We start from the raw sequence: 21,502 nt of genomic DNA, 5'->3' as shown, positions 1-21,502 counted from the left end.
CGAGCGGAGGTCGAGAAGATGAACCAGAGATGGATTTATGTCGCGCTGGCCGCGGCGGCCGCGCTCCTATCGCTCTCGGGCTGCGCCGGTTCGATATCCGGCTTCGGCGGCGCGGCGCCGGAGCGAGCCGCGGAAGGCGGCGCCGACGTCCCGCGCATCTCGATCATGGCGAATCTGCATACGCCGGAGGTGCCGTCCGCCTTGATCGAGACGATGCTGGAGGAGGCGACGGGAGTAGAGCTGACGTTCCAGTGGACGCCGGACGGCAGCTATGAGGAGAAGTTCAACGCGTCTATGGCGACGGGGACGATGCCCGACGCGGTCTATTTGAAAAACGCGTCCATGCTGACGTTTCTGCGGGAACCGATGCAAAGCGGGTTGTTTTGGGAGATCGGGCCGTATCTCGAGGAGTTTCCGAACCTCGGCCGGCTGCAGACCGAGGTGTTGCGCAATACGGCCGTCGAAGGCAAGGTGTACGGACTGTATCAGGAGCGGCCGTTGTCGCGGCAGGGCGTCATTTTCCGAAAAGATTGGGCGGACCGTCTCGGCCTGCAAGCGCCGGCGACGATCGACGAGCTGTATACCATGTTGTACCAGTTCACTTATCGCGATCCGGACGGCAACGGCGTCGACGATACGATCGGCTTAACGGACCGCAGCGATCTCGTCTACGGCGCGTTCAAGACGGTGCTGTCCTATTTCGGCGCGCCGAACGGCTGGGGAGAGAAGGACGGTCGGCTTGTGCCGGAGTTCATGTTCCCGGAATATCGGGAGACGATGCTCTTCTTCCGCAAGCTGCACGAGGAGGGACTCATCAACCGCGACTTCCCGGTGACGGCGAAGGCGGACCAGCAGGAATTGCTGACGATGGGCAAGGCGGGGGTCTACATCGGAGCGATGGGCGACGTGCACAGCCTGCAGACGAAGGCGGCGCAGTCGAACCCGTACGCGGTCCTCGACGTGCATAACCGCGTCGCAGGTCCGAAGGGCGAACGCGTCTGGGCGACGCCGGGCTTCGGCACGGTGGTGCTGTTCCCGAAGTCCGCCGTCCGCACGGAAGAGGAGCTTCGTCAGGTGCTCGGGTTTTTCGACGAGCTGATGACGCCCGAGCTGGCGAACCTGCTGCATTGGGGCGTGGAAGGCGTGCATTACACGGTGGAAAACGGCAAAGCGGTCCCGTCCGACGACTTCGACTTGAAGTATAAAGACGTGAAGCCGTATCAAGGCATCGAGATCGGGGGACCGAACACGATCGACGGCTTCCTGGAATCCGACTTCCGGATGCCGGTCAAGGGCAAAGCCGATCGGCTGACGAAGGAGAACGATTCGATGCTGGTGCTCGATCCGACGACGGGGCTTCATTCCCGCACGTTCGACGAACGCGGCATGCGGCTGCAGGAGATCGTCAGAGACGCGACGTACCACTTTATTTTGGGGATGATCGACGAAGCGGGCTTCGAAGCCGAGGTGCAGCGATGGCTGCAGGAGGGCGGCGAGCGCATCATCGAAGAGTTTAACGATACGGACGGCATGTAGGAGATTCGTTCTCCGCATGCCGCTTTTTTTTGTCTAGCCATAGGATCGTATGTTCGTAATCGCGTGCGCCGGGGATAATCATTAGATTGGATTCCCCGGCGCGACGCGGCTTTTCGGCTCGCGGCGGCCCTGCGCATATCCCCGGATTATGTACGTAACGGCCATTGCCGTTTTACTGTGAAAGGGTAGAAACATCATCTTACCCATTGGAGGTCATATTCATGGCAAACAAGAGAGCCAGCATGCTATTGGCGGCATTCACCGCGCTGGCGGTCACGGCCGGCTGCGGAAGCGCTTCGACCGGCGGATCGAACGAGCCGGAGCAGCCGGCGAACAATGCGGGGACGGGCGCCCAAGCCGAAACGAAGACGGAGCCGGAAGCGCCGAAGGAGCCGTTCAAGCTTTCCATTATGGCGAACCTGCACACGCCGGAGGTTCCCTCGGATAAGATCGAGAAACTCGTAGAGGAAGCGACGAACACCGAGCTGGACATCCAGTGGGTGCCGGACGGCACGTACGACGAGAAGATGAACGCCTCGTTCGCGACGGGCACGCTCCCGCAGGCGACGTACATTAAAAACCAAACCTCGCTCATCATGCTGCGCGACGCGATTCGGAACAACCAATTTTGGGAAATCGGGCCGCTGCTCGAGCAGTATCCGAACCTAAGCAAGCTGAATCCGGAAGTGCTGAAGAACACGTCGGTCGACGGGAAGATCTATGCCTTGTACCAAGAGCGTCCGCTCTCCCGCCAGGGCCTCATCTATCGGAAGGATTGGGCCGACAAGCTCGGCTTATCCGCGCCGACGAACGTCGACGAGCTGTACGCGATGCTGAAGGCGTTCGCGGAGAACGACCCGGACGGCAACGGCGCGAAGGACACGATCGGGTTGACGGACCGCAGCGATCTCGTCTACGGCGCGTTCAAGTCGGTCAGCTCCTGGTTCGGCACGCCGAACGGTTGGGGCGAGCTGGATGGCAAGCTGACGCCGGAATTCATGTTCCCGCAATACATGGAGACGATGAAGTACATCAAGAAGCTGCACGAAGAAGGTCTCATCAACCAGGACTTCCCGGTGACGAGCAAGACGGACCAGCAAAACCTGCTCATCACGGGCAAGGCCGGCGCGTACATCGGCTCCATGGGCGACGTCGTCAGCCTCGACTCGAAAATTACGGAGGTCAATCCGAACGCGCTCCTCGACGTGCAGAACAAGATCAACGGTCCGGACGGCAAGTTCGGCATCTGGGCGATCCCGGGCTACGGCTCCGTCGTGCTGTTCCCGAAATCGGCGGTCAAATCCGAAGACGAGCTGAAGAACATCCTCGCCTTCTACGATAAGCTGATGAGCCCCGAGCTGGCGAACCTGATTTACTGGGGCGTCGAAGGCGAGCACTACACGATGGAAGGCGGCAAGGTCGTGCCGATCGAAGATACGAAGATTACCGATCGCGACGTGAAGCCGTACCAAGCGCTGCAGATCGGCGGCATCAGCACGATCGACGGCTTCTTCGAGGCGAAGCATCTGCTGCCGGCGAAGGAGAAGGCGGAGCAGCTGATCGTGGATAACAACAATTACCTCATCCACGACCCGACGGCGCCGCTCGATTCCGCGACGTTCACGCAGGACGGCGTACGTTTGCAAGAGCTGATCAAGGACGCGACGTACAAGTTCATGCTCGGCGACATCGACGAGGCCGGCTTCCAAGCGGCGGTCGACACGTGGCTGAAGCAGGGCGGACAGAAGATCATCGACGAGTTCAACGCTTCTTACGCTCAGGCGAAATAATCGGTCGTTCCGAACGGCGGAGGCTGCGCGCGGCGGAACGCAAGCCGCAGCGCGGCGGCCTCCCATTTTCCCACTAAAGAAAGGAAGAGAAATCATGCGAGATACGGCCGTAGGCAACGCGACGCTCGCCAAGACAAGAAGGAATTCGGAGCTGCTGAGGAGACTCGTGAAAAACCGGGCCTTGTATCTAATGATTCTCCCCGGCTTTCTGTTCTTCGTTATTTTTAAATATATCCCGATGGGCGGGCTCGTCATCGCGCTGCAGGATTATCAGCCGTACCTGGGCATCATGAACAGTCCGTGGGTCGGGTTCAAGCATTTCGAGCGATTGTTCGCCGAACCGATGTTTTTTACGATTCTAAGAAATACGCTGCTGTTGTTCTTCATGAACCTGCTGTTTTACTTCCCGGTGCCGATCGTCCTCGCTCTCATGCTGAACGAGGTGCGGCGGGAGATGTTCAAGCGGTTCATTCAGACGCTCGTCTACATTCCGCATTTCATGTCTTGGGTCATTATCGTGTCCATTTCCTTCGTCATGCTTTCCATGGATCGCGGCATTATCAACGAACTGCTGGTCATGATGGGCTTCGAAAAGATCAACTTCCTCATGAGCAACGAATGGTTTCGTCCGATGTACGTCCTGCAGATCGTCTGGCGGGAAGCCGGATGGGGGACGATCATCTACTTGGCGGCTATGGCCGCGATCGATCCGGGGCTGTACGAAGCGGCTCGGATGGACGGCGCCAATCGGCTTCGCCAAATTTGGCACATTACGCTGCCTTCGATCCGAAGCGTCATCGTCGTGCTGCTCATCTTGAAGATCGGAGACGTGCTGGAACTCGGCTTCGAACATATTTATCTCTTGCTCAACTCGATGAACCGCGAGGTGGCGGAGATATTCGATACGTACGTTTATACGGCAGGCCTTCGCCAAGGGCAGTTCAGCTTCAGCACCGCGGTCGGATTTTTCAAGTCGATCGTCGGCTTGATCTTGGTCATGGGCGCGAACTGGCTGTCGAAGAAGGTCGGCGAGGAAGGCATCTACTAAGAGGGAGAGGCGAAACGCCATGGTCCAAGACAAAACGCTGGGAAGCCGGCTGTTCGATATCGTCAACTACACGCTGCTGTCGCTCATCGGTCTCGTGACGATTCTCCCGTTCATCCACGTGATCGCGGGCTCGTTCACGACCGTCACGGAGCTTGCGACGAAGCAGTTCGTCATCATTCCGACCGTATGGTCGCTCGACGCGTACAAGTATATTTTTTCGACGAACACGCTGTTCCGGGCGTTAGGCGTCTCCGTCGTCGTGACGCTGTTCGGCACGCTGTTCAGCATGCTCCTGACGGCGCTGATGGCGTACGGCTTGTCCCGCAAAGATTTGGACGGGCGGGGCGGCATCATGTTCATGGTCGTGTTCACGATGCTGTTCAGCGGCGGACTCATCCCGACGTTCCTGGTCGTCAAGGAGCTCGGCATGATCGATTCGCTGACGGCGCTCGTCGTGCCGACGGCGATCAACGCCTTCAACTTGATCATTATGCGGAACTTCTTCCAGAATCTGCCCGAGGGGCTGGAGGAGTCCGCGAAGATCGACGGCTGCAACGACTGGGGCATCCTGTTCCGCATCGTCATTCCGCTTTCGATGCCGGCGATCGCGACGATTTCTCTGTTCTATGCGGTAACGTACTGGAACACGTATATTACGGCGATCTTGTACTTGAACGACGCGGCGAAGTGGCCGGTGCAGGTCATTCTGCGGCAGATCGTCATCTTGGCCAGCGGTCTCACCGCCGATACGTCCGGCATGGAAGACTTCGTGCGCCCGCCGGAGCAGACGGTGAAGATGGCGGTCATCGTCGTGGCGACGCTGCCGATTTTGCTCGTGTATCCGTTCCTGCAGAAGCATTTCGCCAAGGGCGCGCTGCTCGGATCGATCAAGGGATAGGAGGGGGACGTCTTCTTGGAAAAGGAACCTACGATTTACGCCCCGATCGTCGCGGGCAACTACGCCGATCCTGCGATCTTCCGCGTCGGCGAGGACTATTATATGACGCATTCCTCGTATAAGCTGACGCCCGGGCTCGTCATTTGGCATTCTCGAGACCTGCGGAGCTGGACGCCGGTCGCCGCCGCGTTACAGGAATACCTGGGAGACGTATGGGCGCCGGACTTCGCGGAGTACGAGGGCGCCTATTATATTTACTTCCCGGCGAACCGATCGAATTGGGTCGTCACGGCGCCGCATCCGACCGGTCCGTGGAGCCCCCCGATCGATCTCGGCATCAAGGGCATCGACCCCGGACACGTCGCCGGGCCGGACGGCAAGCGGTACCTGCATATGTCCGGGGGCGAGTTCGTCGAGCTGGCGAAGGACGGATTGTCCGTCGTCTCGGAGCCTCGTCATGTGTATGACGGCTGGCGGTACCCGGACGACTGGGTCGTCGAAGCATACAGCTTGGAAGGGCCGAAGGTCACGTACCATAACGGGTACTATTATCTCACGGTGGCGATCGGCGGTACGGCCGGACCGCCGACGAGCCATATGGCGGCGTCCTCCCGATCCCGCACGCCCTGGGGACCGTGGGAGCATTCGCCGTACAATCCGATCGTGCGGACGGCGTCGAGCGCGGAGCGGTGGTGGTCGAAGGGGCACGGCTCGCTCGTCGACGCGCCGGACGGCACGTGGCGGATCGTGTACCACGCGTACTTGAACGGCTTCCATACGCTCGGGCGGCAGACGCTCGTCGAGCGGATCGAGTGGACGGACGACGGCTGGTTCCGCACGGCGCCGAACCCGATCGAAGCCGTCGTCGACGCGGGACCGTTCGAGGACGACTTCCGAGGGTCGTCGCTCGCGCTGCACTGGCAATGCGAAGGGCGGCGTCCGGAGGACCGATTCGCGCTAAGCCCGGACGGGCTTGCCGTCGCCGGAGCGGACGGCGCTTCGCCGCTGCTGTTCATGCCGAAGCACGAGCGGTACGAAGCCGAAGTCGAGGCGGTCGTCGAGGGTGACGCGGAAGCGAGATTGTTGCTGTATTACAACGATTCGGCATACCTGGGCATCGGCTTACATTCGGGGGGCGTGCGGCATTTCCGATCGTTCAAGAGCTACGCCGCGATGCCGGACTTCGGCCGCAAGGCGCGGATCCGCATCCGGAACGATCGGCATGTCGTGACGTTCTACTACAGCTTCGACGACGGCGCGACGTGGTCGAGGTACGACAAGACGATCGACGCCTCCGGTCTGCACCACAATACGTTCGGCGGGTTCTTAAGCCTTCGCGTCGGATTGGACGCCGTCGGGGACGGGCGGGCGACGTTCCGCCGATTCTCGTACCGTCCGCTTACCGAAGAGAGGGAGAGGGGAGTGCAGGCATGAATCGACGGATGGAGGCGCTCCTCGCGGACGACGACGCGCTGTTCGACGGTTTTTTCGACTGGCTGGCGGGGCAGTACGACGAAGTGTCGGGCGGATTTTATTACGCCCGGAGCTCCAGGGAGTCCGGACGCTTCTCGCCCGACATCGAGTCGACGGCGCAGGCGCTCAACATTATTGAGCGATGCGGCTTGCTGGAGCGGCTGGAGGACAGGATGCGCGAGGGAATGATTCGCTTTTTCCGCTCGAGGCAGGATCCGGGCACCGGTTGGTTTTACGACGACGACCCGAACATGCGCCTAGACGACGTGATGGTCGGCCGCGCGCTCGGGTACAGCTTGCACGGGCTCGGCAAGCTCGGCGCGGAACCGCTCTATTCGCAGCCGGCGGAGAGCGGCGCGACGCCGGCGTATATGGCTTCGCCGGCGTCGTTCGGCGACTGGCTGCGCTCGATCAGCCTCGCGAACAGCTGGCGGGGCTGCGACAAGCTGTCGCATTGCGGCGCGCATCTCGCCGCGCTCGCGCCGGAGCGGCGGGAGCCCTACGTTAGTGAAGCGTTCGATTACTTGAACGGCATCCAGGATCCCGTCACCGGCTTCTGGGGCGAGGGCGCGCCGTACGTTCGGCTGTCCGGGACGTTCAAGCTGCATCTGTTCTATCGGCGGTTCGGCGTGCCGATGCCGCGGCAGGACCGGATCTACCGGTCCATTCTCGACGCGCTCCGGACGGAAACCGCCTTCGATATGTGTTATATCCGCAACCCGATCAGCCTGTTGTCGTCCATGAGACCGGACATCCCGGAGGACGAGATGACGGAGATCGCCGAGACGACGCTCGCGAATATGGCGAAGCTGAAGCGGGACGACGGCGGCTTCTCGCGGGAGCTTCACGGCTCCCCGCCGGCGCCGAACGTCGCGCAGGTGAAGCCGGGCGAGTCGTACCCCGACATGCCGGTCGCGGTGCCGCTCGGTCTGGGCCTCGTCGAAGGCGACATGAACGCGGGCACGCAGGCCGTCTTGATCCGTTATACGCTGCGCGAGCTGGCGGGACTGCCGCATCGGCATCTGGCGGTGCCGGACAATCGGTTCGGGCCGCGAAGCACAATTCGTTATCCGAGAGGAGATAAGTCTGCTCATGAACACTGAAGAACGCGCTGCGGCTGCGCTTCGCACCCCGCTCGATTACGCGAAAGCCGCCTGCGATTCGTTGATGGAGAAGTTTACGCCGGAGGAGCTGCCGCCCGCGGGACGATGGCATTACCATCAAGGGATTTTCCTTCAAGGGATGCTGCAGGTTTGGAAGCGAACGGGAGACGATGCGTATTTCGAATATCCGAAGCGGTACGTCGACCATCTCGTGGACGAAGACGGCAACCTGCTCTTCGCCCGCGACGAGCTCGATTCGATCATGCCGGGGCTGCTGCTGCTCGCGTTGGACGAACGTACCGGCGACCGGCGGTACCGTATAGCCGCCGACAAGCTGCGCGGCTTGTTCCGTACGCTGAACACGACGTCGCAGGGGGCGTACTGGCACAAGGATAAGTACCCGTACCAGATGTGGCTCGACGGCTTGTATATGGGCGGCGTCTTCGCGCTGCAGTACGCTTCGAGGTACGGAGACGCCGAGCTCGCGCCGATGGTGCTGGAGTGGGAGAAGCGGATGCGAGGGCATATGTCCGACGAGGCGACGGGCCTCTTGTATCACGCTTGGGACGAAAGCCGGAAGGCGCCGTGGTCCGATCCGAACACCGGCAATTCTCCGGAATTCTGGGGGCGGTCGCTCGGCTGGTACGGCATGGCGCTCGCGGATTTCCTCGACGCGCTGCCGGCGGAGCACCCGGGCCGCCCGGCGCTCGCGGCGGCGCTCGGCCGCTTCGTCGACGCGCTCGTTCGGTTCCAGGACGAAGCGAGCGGTCTCTGGTACCAAGTGGTAGACAAGGGCGACCGGGCCGACAATTGGCTGGAGACGTCGTGCACGAGCCTGTTCGTCTACGCGATCGCCGGCGCCGCGAAGCACGGCTGCGCGGGGGAGGATCGGCTGGAGGCGGCGCGCCGCGGATACCGCGGCTTGATCGAGCGGCTGCGCACGGACGACGGGGGGCGTCTCGTCGTGCCGGACATTTGCATCGGGACGTCGGCGGGGGATTACCGGAACTACGTCACGCGTCCGGTCAGCGACAATGACCTGCACGGCGTCGGCGCCTTCGTCTTGGCCTGCGTCGCGATGGAAGCGTTAGGAGAGCGGTAAGGACGAAAGAGGGGCTGTTGCGGTAGATGCGCAACAGCCCCTCTTATCGTTAAAACTCCGGTATGAACACTTCGACCTCGCGTTTCGCCTTCGCGGAGCGCAAGATGCCGTCGATGACCGCCTGATTGCGGACGATCTGTTCGCCGGGAATCGGCGCCGGGCGTCCGTCGCGCACCGCCTCGACGAAGTCGCGCACCTTCTCGTGGAACAAGTTTTTCTTGTGCTCGACCGTCGGGATCGGGCTCTCCGTATGGTGGCCGGCAATGTCGTGGAACATCGTGATCGAACCGACGCTGCCGTCCCAGACGCCGCTCCACGGACCTTTGCCGGCCGGCGTCACCTTCAGCCCGGCGTCCGTGCCGAGGAACATCGTCGCGCCGAGCGTGTCCATGTGCATCGCCCACGAAATTTTGAAGTTCATCACGAGGCCGTTGTCGAAGCGCACGAGCGCCGCGCCGAAATCCTCGACCTGGAAGCGGTCGGCTTCCGGGTGATATTTTCGATTCGTGCCGAAATGATTCGACGTATACGCCGACACCGTCACCGGCTTTGGGTTCCCGAGCGTGTTCATCGCCATGTCGAGCGAATAGCAGCCGATGTCCGCGATCGCGCCGGCGCCGGCCAAGTCCTCGCGAATGAACGTGCCGCCCGGCATGCCCCGGCGTCTGCCGCCGCCCGTCTCCACATAATACACGTCGCCGAGCTGTCCCGATTGCACCAAGTCCTTCAGCAGCGCCATATTCGGGTCGTACCGCGGCTGGAAGCCGACGTTCAGCATGTTGCCGGTCTTTTTCGCCGTCTGGACCATCTCGACCGCTTGCTCGAGCGTCACCGACATCGGCTTCTCCAGCATGACTTGCTTGCCGGCGTTCAGCGCATCGATCGTCGTCTGGTAGTGCGCGACGTTCGGCGTGCAGATGCTGACGCCGTCGAGGTCGAGCTCGAGCAGCTTCCGGTGGTCGTCGTACGCCGCCGCGAAGCCGAGCTCCCACTTCGCGATGAATTGCTCCGCTCGCCCCGGCACGACGTCCGCGACCGCGACGATGTCGACGTAATCCAATTCCTTGTACGCTTTCACGTGCGCGCCGGCGATGCCGCCGCTGCCGATGATGCCGATTTTAATACGTTTCTCCATTACGGATCCCTCGCCTTTTTTCGAAAATATCCCCTGCTCGGCTACACTGTATCACAGCCGGGCCGCCGCCGACATCCGACGATTGCGACATGGGTGCTATAATTTTGCGACATGATCGGCTTATCGAAGCGCGGCAAGATCGAACGCGGGGACGAGCCCTTCCTTCGCGGCGCGGCCAAGCAGCGAATCGACCGCGGCGAACCCTTCGTCGCCGAGATTCGCGGTGAAGTCGTTCACGTACAGCTCGATATGCGACTTCGCGACGTCCGGGTCCATCTCTTGCGCGTGCTCCGCGACATAGGCGCGGGACGCCTCCGGGTGCGCCCAAGCGTATTCGACGGACGCGCGCGCCCAGCGGGCGATCGCATCGCGGTCAAGGGAGCGGCGGGCGACGATGGCGCCGAGCGGAATCGGAAGGCCTGTGTCCGCCTCCCACCATTCGCCGAGGTCCGCCAGCTTGGTCAAGCCGTAGGACGGGTAGGTGAAGCGGGCTTCGTGAATGACGAGACCGGCGTCGATCTGCCCGTCCCGCACGGCCGGCATAATTTCGTGGAACGGCATCACGACGATGTCGATCGCGCCCTTCGCGTGCTGCGCCGCCCAGAGGCGGAACAGGAGATAAGCGGTCGAGCGCTCGCTCGGCACGGCGACCCGCTTGCCCGCTAGCGCCGCGGGGTCGGCGTTCTGCCGGCTGAGCACGAGCGGGCCGTTGCCGCGGCCGAGCGCGCCGCCGCACGGCACGAGGGCGTAATCCTTCAGCGCCCAAGGCAAGGCGGCGTAAGAAATCTTCATGACGTCGAGTCCGTCGGGACCGGCGGCCAGACGGTTCGTCACGTCGATATCCGCGTACATGACGTCGAGCGACGGCGCTCCGGGAACGAGGCCGTGCACCCAAGCGTGAAAGACGAACGTGTCGTTAGGACATGGGGAAAAGGCGATCTTCATCGCGTTCATCGGTTTCGTAACACCTCCGGTAATAAAGCGAACGCGGCTTCGAGCGCCGCGAGCGCATCGCCGATCCGCCAAGCCGCGCGGTCCCGCGGACCGACGGCGTTGGAGATCGCGCGGATTTCGAGCGTCGGCACGCCGGCTTTGTAGGCGGCCGCGGCGACGCCGGCGCCTTCCATGCCCTCGGCGACGACGCCGGGAATGCGCGCCGCGAGCTCGGCTGCGGTGGCCGCGGTGCCGGTCGCCGTCGACACGGTCGCGATCGGCCCGACCGCGGCGGCGCGGCCGGCTTCACGCAGCGCTTCGGCCCAGCGCGCCGCTGTATCCGCGTCGACCGCGAACCGCGCGGAGCCGAAGCCGAGCGCTTCCACGTCGCGGAAGCCGTCCGGCGTCTCGGCGCCGAGGTCCGCGGCATGGATCGCGTCGGCGACGACGAGCTCGCCGATGGCGGCTCGCCCGGCGAAGCCGCCGCCGATGCCGGCGCTGATCGCCAGCGCGTAGCCGCCTTCGGCCAACGCGAACGCCGCGCCCGCCGCGGCGAACGCCGGCCCGACGCCGGCCGCGACGACGGCGAAGCGCGGATCGTCGCCGATGCCGCGGAGCACGGCGTCCCGCTCGGCGTCGACGGCCGTAACGATCAGGATCCGCCCCTGCGTAGCGGTAGGTTCGTTCATGCGGCTGACAGCTCCTTTTGCTTCGTTCGAGTTAGACACATTATGTAACTAACTATATCGAACCGGTGGTGCGAAGACAAACTTCCCTGCGGGCTGCAGGCGGCGTCGCCACGCTTTTTCTAAACGAATACCTCTGCTCAATGTGCCACCCGCGGATCCCGGTGGATGGAGTCTCTCCACGCGTTTCTTTCTAACCTGGTTTCCTTTGCTCAGAGGCTTTCGTCGCTAGGCAGCGCATTGATTTGGGGAGTTCGTCGGGTGGGGGAGGTGTCTCTACGCGCTTCTTTCTAACCTGATTTCCTCTGATCAGAAGATCTCGTCACGTGGCAAAGCCTTGCTGTGGGGTCATTGGGTCCCGGGGGAAGCCTGATGCATAGGGGGAGCGCCGAAGTTTGCCGCCGCCGTGCGCCTCACCTGAGCTAAGGAAATTAGTCCAGAAAGAAGCGGGGAGCATGAACGAGGGAGCCGGAAACGAGGGAAGGACGGTTTGCGCGTATCGGTAAGGTGGCGAGACGCGGATCCGGCCCGGAGAGGACGGCGATTAGCGTTCCTGAACAGAGGGAATCGGGTTAGAAAGAGCATTGCAAGTTTGAAAGGAAGCACAGAGTACATATAGGAGACGGTGCGATGTAGGCGGGAGCATGCAGGCGCAAACCTGCAGGGGAATGATCGTGAGACGCGGAGTTGACCGCGAAGCGCCGCGCTGTGCCCTGAACAGAGGGAATCAGATTAAAATGGGCCGTGCGCCTGTACCTGAGCTAAGGAAATCAAGTTTGAAAGGAAGCACGGGGTACAAATAGGGACTTAATTCGATAACGGCGGGGAGGAAGCATGCAGATACATCATGGTAAAAATCACACCAATATAAAATTTTTAATAATGGTCACTTTACAATAGTGTGTGACATACAGTATATTATAACCAGGAGCTGATGAAATGAGCGAAAAGGATATGCAGGACCTCGTAAACGGGTTCGTGCAGGAGCTGCGAAGAGGCACGATCATTCTCGGCGTGCTCAGCCGGTTGACGGAGGCGCAGTACGGATACTCGCTGGTCGGCGTGCTCGAGGAGAAGGGAATTCAGGTCGACCCGGGCACGTTGTACCCGTTGCTGCGCAGGCTGGAGAAGCAGGGACTGCTCGAAAGCCAATGGGACACGAACGAGGCGCGCCCCCGCAAATATTATTTGCTCAGCGAGACGGGGAAGCGGGTATACGAGGAGTTATGCGCGGAATGGACGCGGATGGCGGAAGGCGTACAGTCGTTAATCGAGCCGGATAAGAAAGCTTAGGGAGGTTACTCAAATGGAAATGATCGATCGTTATGCGTTCGCGGTGACGCAGCGGCTGCCGGAGCGGCAGCGGAAGGAAATCGACAAGGAGCTGCGAGGTTTGATCGAAGACATGCTCGAGGAGCGCTTCGCGAGCGATAGGTCGGAGCGAGACGAGCGCGCGGCGGTGGAAGAAGTATTGATGGAGCTTGGCGACCCGGCCGCGCTTGCGGAGAAGTACCGGGGGCGCCCGCGGTACGTGATCGCGCCGGAGCTGACGGACGCCTATATCGCCGTGCTGAAGGTTGTCGGCGCCTCGATCGGGATCGTGCTCATGGTCGTATTCGCGATCCGGGCGGTGATCGATCCGATGAACATTCTGGATTATTTCGTCGACGCGATCGTGTCGGTCTTCACCTTCGCGATTCCGCACGGCTTCGGATGGGTGACGGCGATCTTCATCGCGTTGAGCTTCGTCGGAGCGGACGGGAAAGCATGGGAGCTCCGCTCGCATAAGGAACCTTGGACGCCGCTGCAGCTGCCCGAGGTGCCCGACTCGAAACGGCGCATCCCGAAGAGCGACCCGATCGCGGGCATCGCGTTTACGGTGTTCATTACGGCGCTGGTCGTGTTTTTCCCGAACGTCTTCGGGGTCGTGATTCCGTCCGGCGAGGGGGGGAGAGCGATCGTCCCGTTTTTATCGGAGGCGGGCATTCGTCCTTACGCTTGGGGCTTTCTCGCCATCGCCGCGGCCACCGTCTCGTTGAGCGCATGGAAGCTGCGGCAGCGCCGCTGGACGCCGCCGCTCGCTTGGGCGTACATCGCGCTCCAATCGCTCTCCGCCGTCTTCGTCGTCTTCGCGTTCACGGACCCTTCGGTGTACAATCCAAGCTTCGTCGATGAGCTCGTGCAAGCAGGCTTCTTTCCGATCGACGGAGAAGGCTTCCGGCTCTGGAGCCGATATGCGGCGAAGTGGATCGCTCCGGTCGTCGCGTTGTTCCTGCTGCTGGACATCGGCCAGACGTTGTACAGGGTTTATCGAAAATAACGAATAGCCATGACTACCGCTCCCCGCCCCGCTCCTCTCGGTAGCGCCCGGGCGGGAGACCGGTCTTCCGGGCGAAGGCGCGCGTGAACGAATGGACGGTGCCGAAGCCGGTCCGCTCGGCGATGTCTTTGATCGCTTGGTCGGTATGCGTCAATAAGTATTCGGCTTGGCGAATGCGCTCCTCGCGCACGTACCCGTTGAACGACTCGTGGATGCCGCCCGCGAAGATGCGAGAGACGTGCCGCTCGGACACGTTCAAATATTCCGCGACGCGCGCGAGCGTCAGCGGCGCGTCGAGGTTGTCGCGGACGAACAGCTTCGCGCGCCGGAGCAAGTGTTCCGTCGAGTGGGTGCGCCGGACGTCGTTCGCCGGTCGGCGAGGAGAGAAGACGTCTGCGAACGAACGAAGCAGCGCATGCGCGACGCCGGAAGCGGAAGCGCCGGACAGCCGCAGATGCGGTTCCGAGGGCAGCAGCAGCGCCCGCCAGAGCGACACCGTCGGCGCGCCGCCCGCGTCGTACAGGCACACCTCCGCGTCCGAGGCGAGCCTTCGGAACCGTTCGACCTCTTCCGGGGACGAACGGTTTTCGTCGACGTCGAAGGAGACGAACGACAGCGATAAGCCGGAAGCGCTCCGGATTTGATGCACGACGCCGGGCCGCGAGCAGAACAACGTCCCTTGGCGCAGCGGGTACACCCGCTCTTCCCCCTCGAATTCGCCGTATTCCCCGACGCCGTCCCATACGTAACAGATTTCGAAGACGGAATGCTTATGCACCGGGTTGTCGTAGTGGGTCGGGTTATTTCCCCAGAATTGCACCCGGAACGAGACGTCCGCCCCCGGCAGCGTCAGTGCCGTTCGGTTCAACATCTGTTCGCTCTCCCGCATGCGTTCCATCGCGGCTCCCCCTCTTATGTCCGAATCGGGTAAAAACGTGTCTCCCCCGAACAAATACGATTCCATGGTACTCGAAATATAATAAAGTCACAAATCGCAATGATTTATATCACTTGGACGAAGGGGACGCGAACGATGATCGGAGCGAAGGAAGCGGAGTTTTATCGAGAGAACGGGTATCTGCTGGTAAAGGGTGTCATCCCGAAGGCGGACATCGAGGTCATGCGAGAAGGCGTGGAGCGCATCATTCAGCGCGCGGCGAAGGCGAAGAAGGATGCGAATCATGCGTGGCAAGGCGATTATTTGCCGGCCGACGAGCTGAAGAAGCTGGTGCTTAAAGGGTTCCATGACGTGCACTATCACGACGCGTCGTTCATGCGCGCGATGACGCATCCGAACATGGCGGCGGTGCTGACGCAGTTGATCGGACCGAACGTGCAGGTCCATCACTCCAAGATGCTGGTGAAGCCTCCGGAAAACGGCGCCGCCTTCCCGATGCATCAGGACCACCCGTATTTCCCGCATGCCAACCATACGATGTTGGCTGCGAGCCTGCATCTGGACGACGCCGACGAGGCGAACGGGTGCCTGCACGTCATCCCGGGGTCGCATAAGCAAGGCCCGATTCCGCATGTCGGCCGACATTACTTGAATCATGTCGAATACCCGATTTCGATGGGAACGCCTTGTCCGGCGGAAGCGGGGGACGTCTTGTTCTTCAACTACTTGACGATTCACGGCTCCGGTCCGAACCGAAGCGAGCGCACGCGCCGGAACGTACTGTTCCAATATAAGGACCCGTCGGACTTCCCGACGGAGAACACGCACATCGATTGGGGCGCAGGCCTTATGATCGCGGGCGAGAACCCGCACTTCGACAAAGCGTTCCCGAAGTTTACGGTGCATGCGGAGCAGTAAGGCGTATCCGAGGAAAAGGGCGAGTCTCAGCCGAACGGCTGACGACTCGCCCTTTTTTTAGGTTTCGGTTGCGATCGGAAGGAGTATGTCTACGGTCGTTCCCGCGCCAGGCGCGCTCGAAAACCGGATCGAGCCGTTATGCGCCTCGACGATCCGGTGGCAAATCATAAGCCCGAGCCCCGTGCCGTCCGACTTCGTCGTGAAGAACGGATCGCCGATCCGTTCGATCAGCTCCTTCGGCATACCGGGTCCTTCGTCCCGGATGCGGACGAGCAGCTCGTCGCCGACGGCTTCCATCTTCAAGTGAATCGCGCCGCCGTCCGGCATGGCGTCGATCGCGTTCTTCAGCACGTTGAGGAACACCTGCTTCATGCGATGTTCGTCGCAGCGAACCGGCGGCAGGCCGCCGCGATGGTCCCAGTGCACGGCGATGTTGTGCAGGAGCGCCTCGCTCTCGATGACGAGCAGGACGGCGCGAAGCGTATCCGCAAGTTCGTGATTGCGGTACGCGACGAGCTGCGGCTTCGACAAGCTCATGAAATCGTTGACGATATAGGTCATGCGATCGAGCTCGCTGAGCATCGTCTCGATGTAATAGAAGCGGGCGGGATCCAGCTCCCGGCGGAGCAGCTGCGTGAACCCGCGGAGCGACGTCAACGGGTTGCGAATTTCGTGCGCGACGCCGGCCGCCAGCTGCCCGATGACCGACAGCTTCTCGGAACGGATCAAGAGCTCTTCGGCTTCCTTGCGTTCGGTGAGGTCCCGCATGACGCTGAGGGTGACCGATTTTCCGTTATAGTGATCGATCCGAATGCTCGAAATTTCGACCGAGATGACGCTTCCGTCGCAGCAGATGATTTTGCGCTCTTGGAAGGGCGTCGCATCGTAGGTCCGCATGACGTCGCGCACGACTCGAACGGAGTCCTGGTGATGATCGGAGTGAATGAAGTCGAAGATGCTCTTGCCGATAATTTCGTCTTTACTCGAGGCGCGGACGAGCTTCGCCGTCGACTTGTTGCAGTAAATTATGGCGCCGTGGTCGGTGATCACGATCGGCTCGGGCAAAAACTTCAACAGCCGTTCGAACCGCTGCGAATGGTCGAGCAGTTCCTTCTCGCGGGCGATGCGCTCCGTCACGTCGCGAAGCACCGTCTGTATGTAGCGTCCTGCGAAGCGGTCGTCCGCATTTTCGATCACCACGCTGGACACTTCCGCATCGAACGTTTCGCCGTCGAGGCGGGTGAACTTATGTACGGTGAAACCGAGCCTCGTGCCGGCGCGCTCCTTCGCTTCGGACAGGCGCCGCTTCCCTGCTTCATGAAAGTCTTTATGTATGAAATCATAGATGTTGCGTCCGATCAGCTCGGAAGCGCTGAAGGCGCGGAACATGCGGACCGTCGCGTCGTTCGCGTAATACACGATATCGTCGGCATGCAGCACGATCGCCTCCGGCGAATATTGCACGACGTTCAGCAAGAGCTGCTCGTTGCGGCGAAGCGATTGCTCGTAGCCGATTTCGGCGGTCATGTCCTTACAAATCATTAATACGGACGGTTCGCCGGCATATAGGATAGGGAAAGATTTCGTCTGTACGGTGACGCGATAGCCGTCGAGCCGAAGCCAATGCTCGATGGCGGGCTCGCCGGCGTTCGGCTTAAGCTGGGAGGGGATGCCCGGCGCTTCCGGAGCGCGGTGCTCCGGCGGAACGAAGTCGAGGACCGCCCGGCCGATCAGCTGCTCGGGAGAGCGGGCGCCGACGATGGCCGCGGCGGCCGGATTCGCGTAAACGATACGAAGTCCGGTATACACCGCTACGGGATCCGGCAATTGTTCGAGGAGAAATTTATGTTGTTCGATCGAAAATAGAGGAGTTGTAGTAAACGGCGGGTTCGGCAAATGACTCAGCCTCTCTTGTCTCTATCGAATCTAAACGTTTTCGCATCCGTAATAGTATCATAAATTTAATAGATTTTGGCAAAAAAAATTAGACTGCCCGGACATTCGTTCCGGAGCAGTCTAATTTTACAAAATGTTACATCTATTCGTGGATTTGTCCGAAGAGCGGACCTAACGCTTCCATAGCTTCTTGTTCCTGTTCGCCGTCGATTTCGAGCGTCACTTCGTCGCCTTGGGCGATGCCGAGCGTGAGCATGCTCAGCGAGCTCTTGCCGTTCACTTTTTTGCCTTTGTTGATGACGTTGATCTTGCAAGGGAAGGCGCTCGCCTTCTCGACGAACGTCTTCGTCGGACGGACGTGGAACCCTTGAGGGTTCGCGACGGTGAATGTTTGACTGATCATACGGTCACGCTCCTTCGTTGTTGTTGGACGAATTCCTTCACTTCCGCATGGCCGCTCATGCGAAGCGCCTGCTCCGCATGCGCCTTCCACTCCTCGCGGGAGAGAGAGGCGATCTGTCTCCGCGCCGGCAGGACGGAGCCCGCGCTCATGCTGAATTCATGCAGCCCGAGGCCGAGCAGCAGCGGGATCGCCGTCTCGTCGCCGGCCATCTCGCCGCACATGCCGACCCACTTGCCCGCCCGTTCCGCCGCCTGGATGACCATCTGCACGAGCCGCAAGATCGATGGGTGGCACGGCTGATACAAATACGACACCGTCTCGTTCATGCGGTCGGCGGCCATCGTATATTGAATCAGGTCGTTCGTGCCGATGCTGAAGAAATCGACGTCCTTCGCGAACGTATCCGCGGCGATGGCGGCGGCCGGAATTTCGATCATGATGCCGGTTTCGATCCGGTCCGCGACCTTCGCGCCTTCCGCCTTCAGCTTCTCGCGCTCTTCGTCCAGCAGCCGCTTCGCGGCGAGCCATTCCTCCCGCACGGCAACCATCGGGAACATGATTTTCAGGTTGCCGTGCGCGCTGGCTCGCAGCAAGGCGCGGAGCTGCGGGCGGAATACGTCCTCGCGCCGCAGCGCGAATCGGAGCGCACGCTCGCCGAGGAACGGGTTCGATTCCTTCGGGAGGCCGAGATACGGCAGCTCCTTGTCGCCGCCGATGTCGATCGTGCGGATGACGACCGGTTTGCCGTTCATCTTTTCCAAGACATGCTTATAGGTTTGATACTGTTCTTCCTCCGTCGGGAGGGAGGAACGCCCCATATATAAAAATTCCGTTCGGAACAGGCCGATCGCCTCGGCGCCGTTGTCCAGCACCTTCTCCAAATCCTTCACGCTGCCGATGTTCGCGGCCAGCTCGACGCGATGGCCGTCCTTCGAGACGGTCGGACGGTCCTTCAGCAGCGCAAGCTCCGCTTTGTTTTTGTCGTACGCCGCTTTCTTCGCCTCGTATTCGGCGAGCCGCTCGGGAGACGGGTCGACGTGGACGCGGCCCTCGACGGCGTCGAGAATGACGGTCGCACCGGCCCGAATGGCGAGCACCGCTTCGCCCGCGCCGACGACGGCCGGAATTTCGAGCGACCGCGCCATGATAGCCGAGTGGGACGTACGGCTGCCGATTTCCGTTACGAAGCCTTGCACGTAGGCGAGATCGAGCTGCGCCGTATCCGACGGCGTCAGGTCGCGGGCGACGACGACGCACGGCTCGGCGATCGAGCTAAGGCTGGCGTGCGGCACGCCGCGCAGATGGCTCATGATGCGTCCCGAGACGTCTTTCACGTCGACGGCGCGCTCGCGCAGCAGCTCGTTGTCCATGCTCTGCAGAACCTCGATAAAGCCTTGCGCCGTTTCGTACAACGCGTATTCGGCGGTGACGCCGTCGGACGTCAGCTTCTCGCGGATGCCGTCGATCAGATCCGGATCTTCGAGCAAGAGCAGATGACCTTCGAAAATTTCCGCCTTGTCCGCGCCGATGCGCGCGGCCGCGTCGTTCTTGATCGCCTCGAGCTCCGCGCGGGCTTTCGCGATCGCGGCGTCGAGCCGGGCTTCCTCCGCGGCGGGATTCGCCGCGCTGGCGAGCTCGGGCACGAACGATTCGGCCTCGGCTACGTACGCCTTCGCGATGACGATGCCGGGGGAGGCGGCGATGCCGGGAATCGGTTGCTTCGTCGTCATGATCGGGTCGCTCCTTTCGGGTCGGCGGCTCGGGAAGCCTCGGCGGCGAGGTCTTCGTACGCGGCGGCCGCTTGGTTATGGATCGGATGGTCCTCCGGCAAACCGGTCACCCTCGTTAACACGGCAGGCGCGCCGTCGCGACGCAGCGCCTGCTGCAGCTCCGCCGCCTCCGGATCGCCCGGGACGTCGAAGCGGAGGGCGGCGCCCATCGCCTTGGCGAGATGCGGCACCGGGATGCCGAGCCCGTGCGCGAGCGTCGCCGGCCGGACGAGGCGATCGTTCGGCGACAGCTTGCGGATCGGCGAGCGGCCGACCCGCGCGACCTCGTCGGTCAGATGCGGATTGGCGAACCGTTCGACGGTCGTCTCGAGGTAACGCCGGTGCTCCGCTTCGGGGAAGCCGTATTGGCGGACGAGCATCGCGCCGGTCTCTTCAAGGATGCTGACGACTTCGGCGCGCACCGCGTCGTCCGCCATCGCCGACTGGATCGTCTCGTGTCCGCGCAGGAAGCCGTGGTAGGCGGCGCAGCAATGGCCGGTGTTGACCGTGAACAGCTTCCGCTCGATGTACGGCTGCAGCCGGTCGACGTAATGGACGCCTTCGATCGGCGGCGGGCCGCCCGGCAGCATCGCGGACCGGTCGACGACCCATTCGGCGAACGGCTCGACGGCGACGCGCAGCGGATCGTCATGCTTCTGGAGCGGCACGATCCGGTCGACCGCGGCGTCCGGGAACGCGACATAGCGGGCGGCCGCCTCGCGCGTCTCCGCGGACAGGTGGGCGTAGACGTGTTCCTTGAGCTGCGTGCTGCCGCCGATCGCGTTCTCGCAGGCGATGACGTGCAGCGGGGCGGGGGAGCCGCCGGCCGCCGCGGCGAGACGGCGTTCGATGCCTCGAGCGATTCCGTCCGCGATGAACTTCAATACGTTCACGCCGACCGCCGTCGTGACGAGATCCGCGCCGGCGATGCGCTCCGCCACGAGGTCGACGCGCTTCCCGTCGATCGCGTCGACGTTCCGCACGACGACCGCTTCGCCTCGTCCGTCCGCGAATTCGACGTCGTATCGCTTACGCTCCTGAAGCGCCGCGACGAGCGCTTCGTTGACGTCGACGAAGACGACGTCGTAGCCGGCTTGCGACAGCATGAGGCCGATGAAGCCGCGTCCGATGTTGCCCGCGCCGAAGTGGACGGCGATCATTCGTCCATCCCGCTTTCGAAGATGGCGATCAACCGCTCTTCCGAGTCGGCGTTAAGGATGCTCTCGAAGCTGTCTTCGTCGGAGCAAATCATGGCGACGTTCGTCAGGATGTCGAGATGGTCGTCGCCGACGGCGGCGATGCCGACGACGAGCTTCGCGACTTGCCCGTCGCCGAAGGAGACGCCGTCCGGGAAGACGAGAATCGACATGCCGGTCGACTTCACGAGCGGCTTCGCCTCGTTGGTGCCGTGCGGGATGGCGAGCCCGCCGCCCATGTACGTCGAGGAGAGGGCGTCGCGCTCGATCATCTTTTCGATATATTCCTCCGGCACATGCCCCGCTTCGACGAGCAGTCGGCCGGCCATGCGGATCGCCTCGTTCTTGTCGGCGGCTTTCGCGCCCAGCTTCACTTTGTTCGTAGATAGGATGGTCAT

The 21,502-nt window shown here is 61.9% G+C and carries 19 protein-coding genes; 10 read left to right on the top strand and 9 right to left on the bottom strand.

Going from position 1 to position 21,502, the window contains the following annotated elements:
* The first annotated feature begins 18 nt into the window (after positions 1-18).
* From FE782_RS26720 to FE782_RS26690, 7 genes are all read left to right on the top strand, one after another.
* Positions 19-1,536: an extracellular solute-binding protein gene (locus tag FE782_RS26720; RefSeq protein WP_138197420.1), complete on the top strand. Its 1,518-nt coding sequence runs from the start codon at positions 19-21 to the stop codon at positions 1,534-1,536.
* Positions 1,537-1,757: 221 nt separating this feature from the next.
* A complete protein-coding gene (locus FE782_RS26715) occupies positions 1,758-3,326 on the top strand; it encodes an extracellular solute-binding protein (RefSeq protein WP_138197419.1) in 1,569 nt (522 codons plus the stop codon).
* Between the two features lie 94 nt (positions 3,327-3,420).
* Positions 3,421-4,374 (top strand): ABC transporter permease, encoded by a 954-nt coding sequence (locus FE782_RS26710; RefSeq protein WP_138197418.1) that lies wholly within the window; start codon positions 3,421-3,423, stop codon positions 4,372-4,374.
* 19 nt (positions 4,375-4,393) lie between these two features.
* The gene (locus tag FE782_RS26705) at positions 4,394-5,272 is read left to right on the top strand and encodes a carbohydrate ABC transporter permease (RefSeq protein ID WP_138197417.1); all 879 of its coding nucleotides are present in this window, start codon (positions 4,394-4,396) and stop codon (positions 5,270-5,272) included.
* Positions 5,273-5,287: 15 nt separating this feature from the next.
* On the top strand, positions 5,288-6,706 hold the full coding sequence (locus FE782_RS26700; protein ID WP_138197416.1) for a family 43 glycosylhydrolase: 1,419 nt from the start codon (positions 5,288-5,290) through the stop codon (positions 6,704-6,706).
* Positions 6,703-7,848: a prenyltransferase/squalene oxidase repeat-containing protein gene (locus tag FE782_RS26695; RefSeq protein ID WP_202914619.1), complete on the top strand. Its 1,146-nt coding sequence runs from the start codon at positions 6,703-6,705 to the stop codon at positions 7,846-7,848. The genes FE782_RS26700 and FE782_RS26695 overlap by 4 nt, the downstream gene beginning before the upstream one ends.
* Positions 7,838-8,950: a glycoside hydrolase family 88/105 protein gene (locus tag FE782_RS26690; protein WP_138197415.1), complete on the top strand. Its 1,113-nt coding sequence runs from the start codon at positions 7,838-7,840 to the stop codon at positions 8,948-8,950. The genes FE782_RS26695 and FE782_RS26690 overlap by 11 nt, the downstream gene beginning before the upstream one ends.
* A 49-nt stretch (positions 8,951-8,999) precedes the next feature.
* Here FE782_RS26690 and FE782_RS26685 read toward each other — a convergent pair whose 3' ends face one another.
* The 3 genes from FE782_RS26685 to FE782_RS26675 form a co-directional block, all read right to left on the bottom strand.
* Positions 9,000-10,085 carry a Gfo/Idh/MocA family protein gene (locus FE782_RS26685; RefSeq protein ID WP_138197414.1) on the bottom strand — a complete coding sequence of 362 codons (1,086 nt, stop codon included), beginning with the start codon at positions 10,083-10,085 and terminating at the stop codon, positions 9,000-9,002.
* 120 nt (positions 10,086-10,205) lie between these two features.
* Positions 10,206-11,030 (bottom strand): 1,4-dihydroxy-6-naphtoate synthase, encoded by an 825-nt coding sequence (locus FE782_RS26680; RefSeq protein ID WP_138197449.1) that lies wholly within the window; start codon positions 11,028-11,030, stop codon positions 10,206-10,208.
* A gap of 5 nt (positions 11,031-11,035) precedes the next feature.
* A complete protein-coding gene (locus tag FE782_RS26675) occupies positions 11,036-11,707 on the bottom strand; it encodes a futalosine hydrolase (protein WP_138197413.1) in 672 nt (223 codons plus the stop codon).
* Between the two features lie 936 nt (positions 11,708-12,643).
* Between FE782_RS26675 and FE782_RS26670 the strand changes: the two genes are divergently transcribed.
* On the top strand, positions 12,644-12,997 hold the full coding sequence (locus FE782_RS26670) for a PadR family transcriptional regulator (RefSeq protein ID WP_138197412.1): 354 nt from the start codon (positions 12,644-12,646) through the stop codon (positions 12,995-12,997).
* Positions 12,998-13,010: 13 nt separating this feature from the next.
* Entirely contained in the window at positions 13,011-14,024 is a 1,014-nt protein-coding gene (locus FE782_RS26665; RefSeq protein ID WP_138197411.1) for an HAAS signaling domain-containing protein, read from the top strand.
* Positions 14,025-14,037: 13 nt separating this feature from the next.
* On the opposite strand, the gene FE782_RS26660 is transcribed toward FE782_RS26665, so the two are convergent.
* A complete protein-coding gene (locus FE782_RS26660) occupies positions 14,038-14,922 on the bottom strand; it encodes a helix-turn-helix domain-containing protein (protein ID WP_158299562.1) in 885 nt (294 codons plus the stop codon).
* 135 nt (positions 14,923-15,057) lie between these two features.
* On the opposite strand from FE782_RS26660, the gene FE782_RS26655 reads away from it, so the two are divergent.
* Positions 15,058-15,840, top strand: coding sequence for a phytanoyl-CoA dioxygenase family protein (locus FE782_RS26655; protein ID WP_138197409.1), 783 nt, complete (start codon positions 15,058-15,060; stop codon positions 15,838-15,840).
* Positions 15,841-15,897: 57 nt separating this feature from the next.
* On the opposite strand, the gene FE782_RS26650 is transcribed toward FE782_RS26655, so the two are convergent.
* The 5 genes from FE782_RS26650 to FE782_RS26630 form a co-directional block, all read right to left on the bottom strand.
* Positions 15,898-17,736, bottom strand: a complete 1,839-nt coding sequence (locus tag FE782_RS26650) for a PAS domain-containing sensor histidine kinase (protein WP_274388772.1) — start codon at positions 17,734-17,736, stop codon at positions 15,898-15,900.
* Between the two features lie 142 nt (positions 17,737-17,878).
* Complete coding sequence (locus FE782_RS26645) at positions 17,879-18,139, bottom strand: HPr family phosphocarrier protein (protein WP_138197407.1); 261 nt, start codon at positions 18,137-18,139, stop codon at positions 17,879-17,881.
* Positions 18,136-19,869, bottom strand: coding sequence for a phosphoenolpyruvate--protein phosphotransferase (ptsP, locus tag FE782_RS26640; protein ID WP_138197406.1), 1,734 nt, complete (start codon positions 19,867-19,869; stop codon positions 18,136-18,138). Before ptsP ends, FE782_RS26645 begins: the two co-directional genes overlap by 4 nt.
* Positions 19,866-21,068 carry a mannitol-1-phosphate 5-dehydrogenase gene (locus FE782_RS26635; RefSeq protein WP_138197405.1) on the bottom strand — a complete coding sequence of 401 codons (1,203 nt, stop codon included), beginning with the start codon at positions 21,066-21,068 and terminating at the stop codon, positions 19,866-19,868. Before FE782_RS26635 ends, ptsP begins: the two co-directional genes overlap by 4 nt.
* Positions 21,065-21,502, bottom strand: coding sequence for a PTS mannitol transporter subunit IIA (locus tag FE782_RS26630; RefSeq protein ID WP_138197404.1), 438 nt, complete (start codon positions 21,500-21,502; stop codon positions 21,065-21,067). The genes FE782_RS26635 and FE782_RS26630 overlap by 4 nt, the downstream gene beginning before the upstream one ends.

The sequence above is a fragment of the Paenibacillus antri genome (genome assembly GCF_005765165.1).
GTDB lineage: Bacteria > Bacillota > Bacilli > Paenibacillales > YIM-B00363 > Paenibacillus_AE > Paenibacillus_AE antri.
This window is presented reverse-complemented; position numbering and strand designations above follow the sequence as displayed.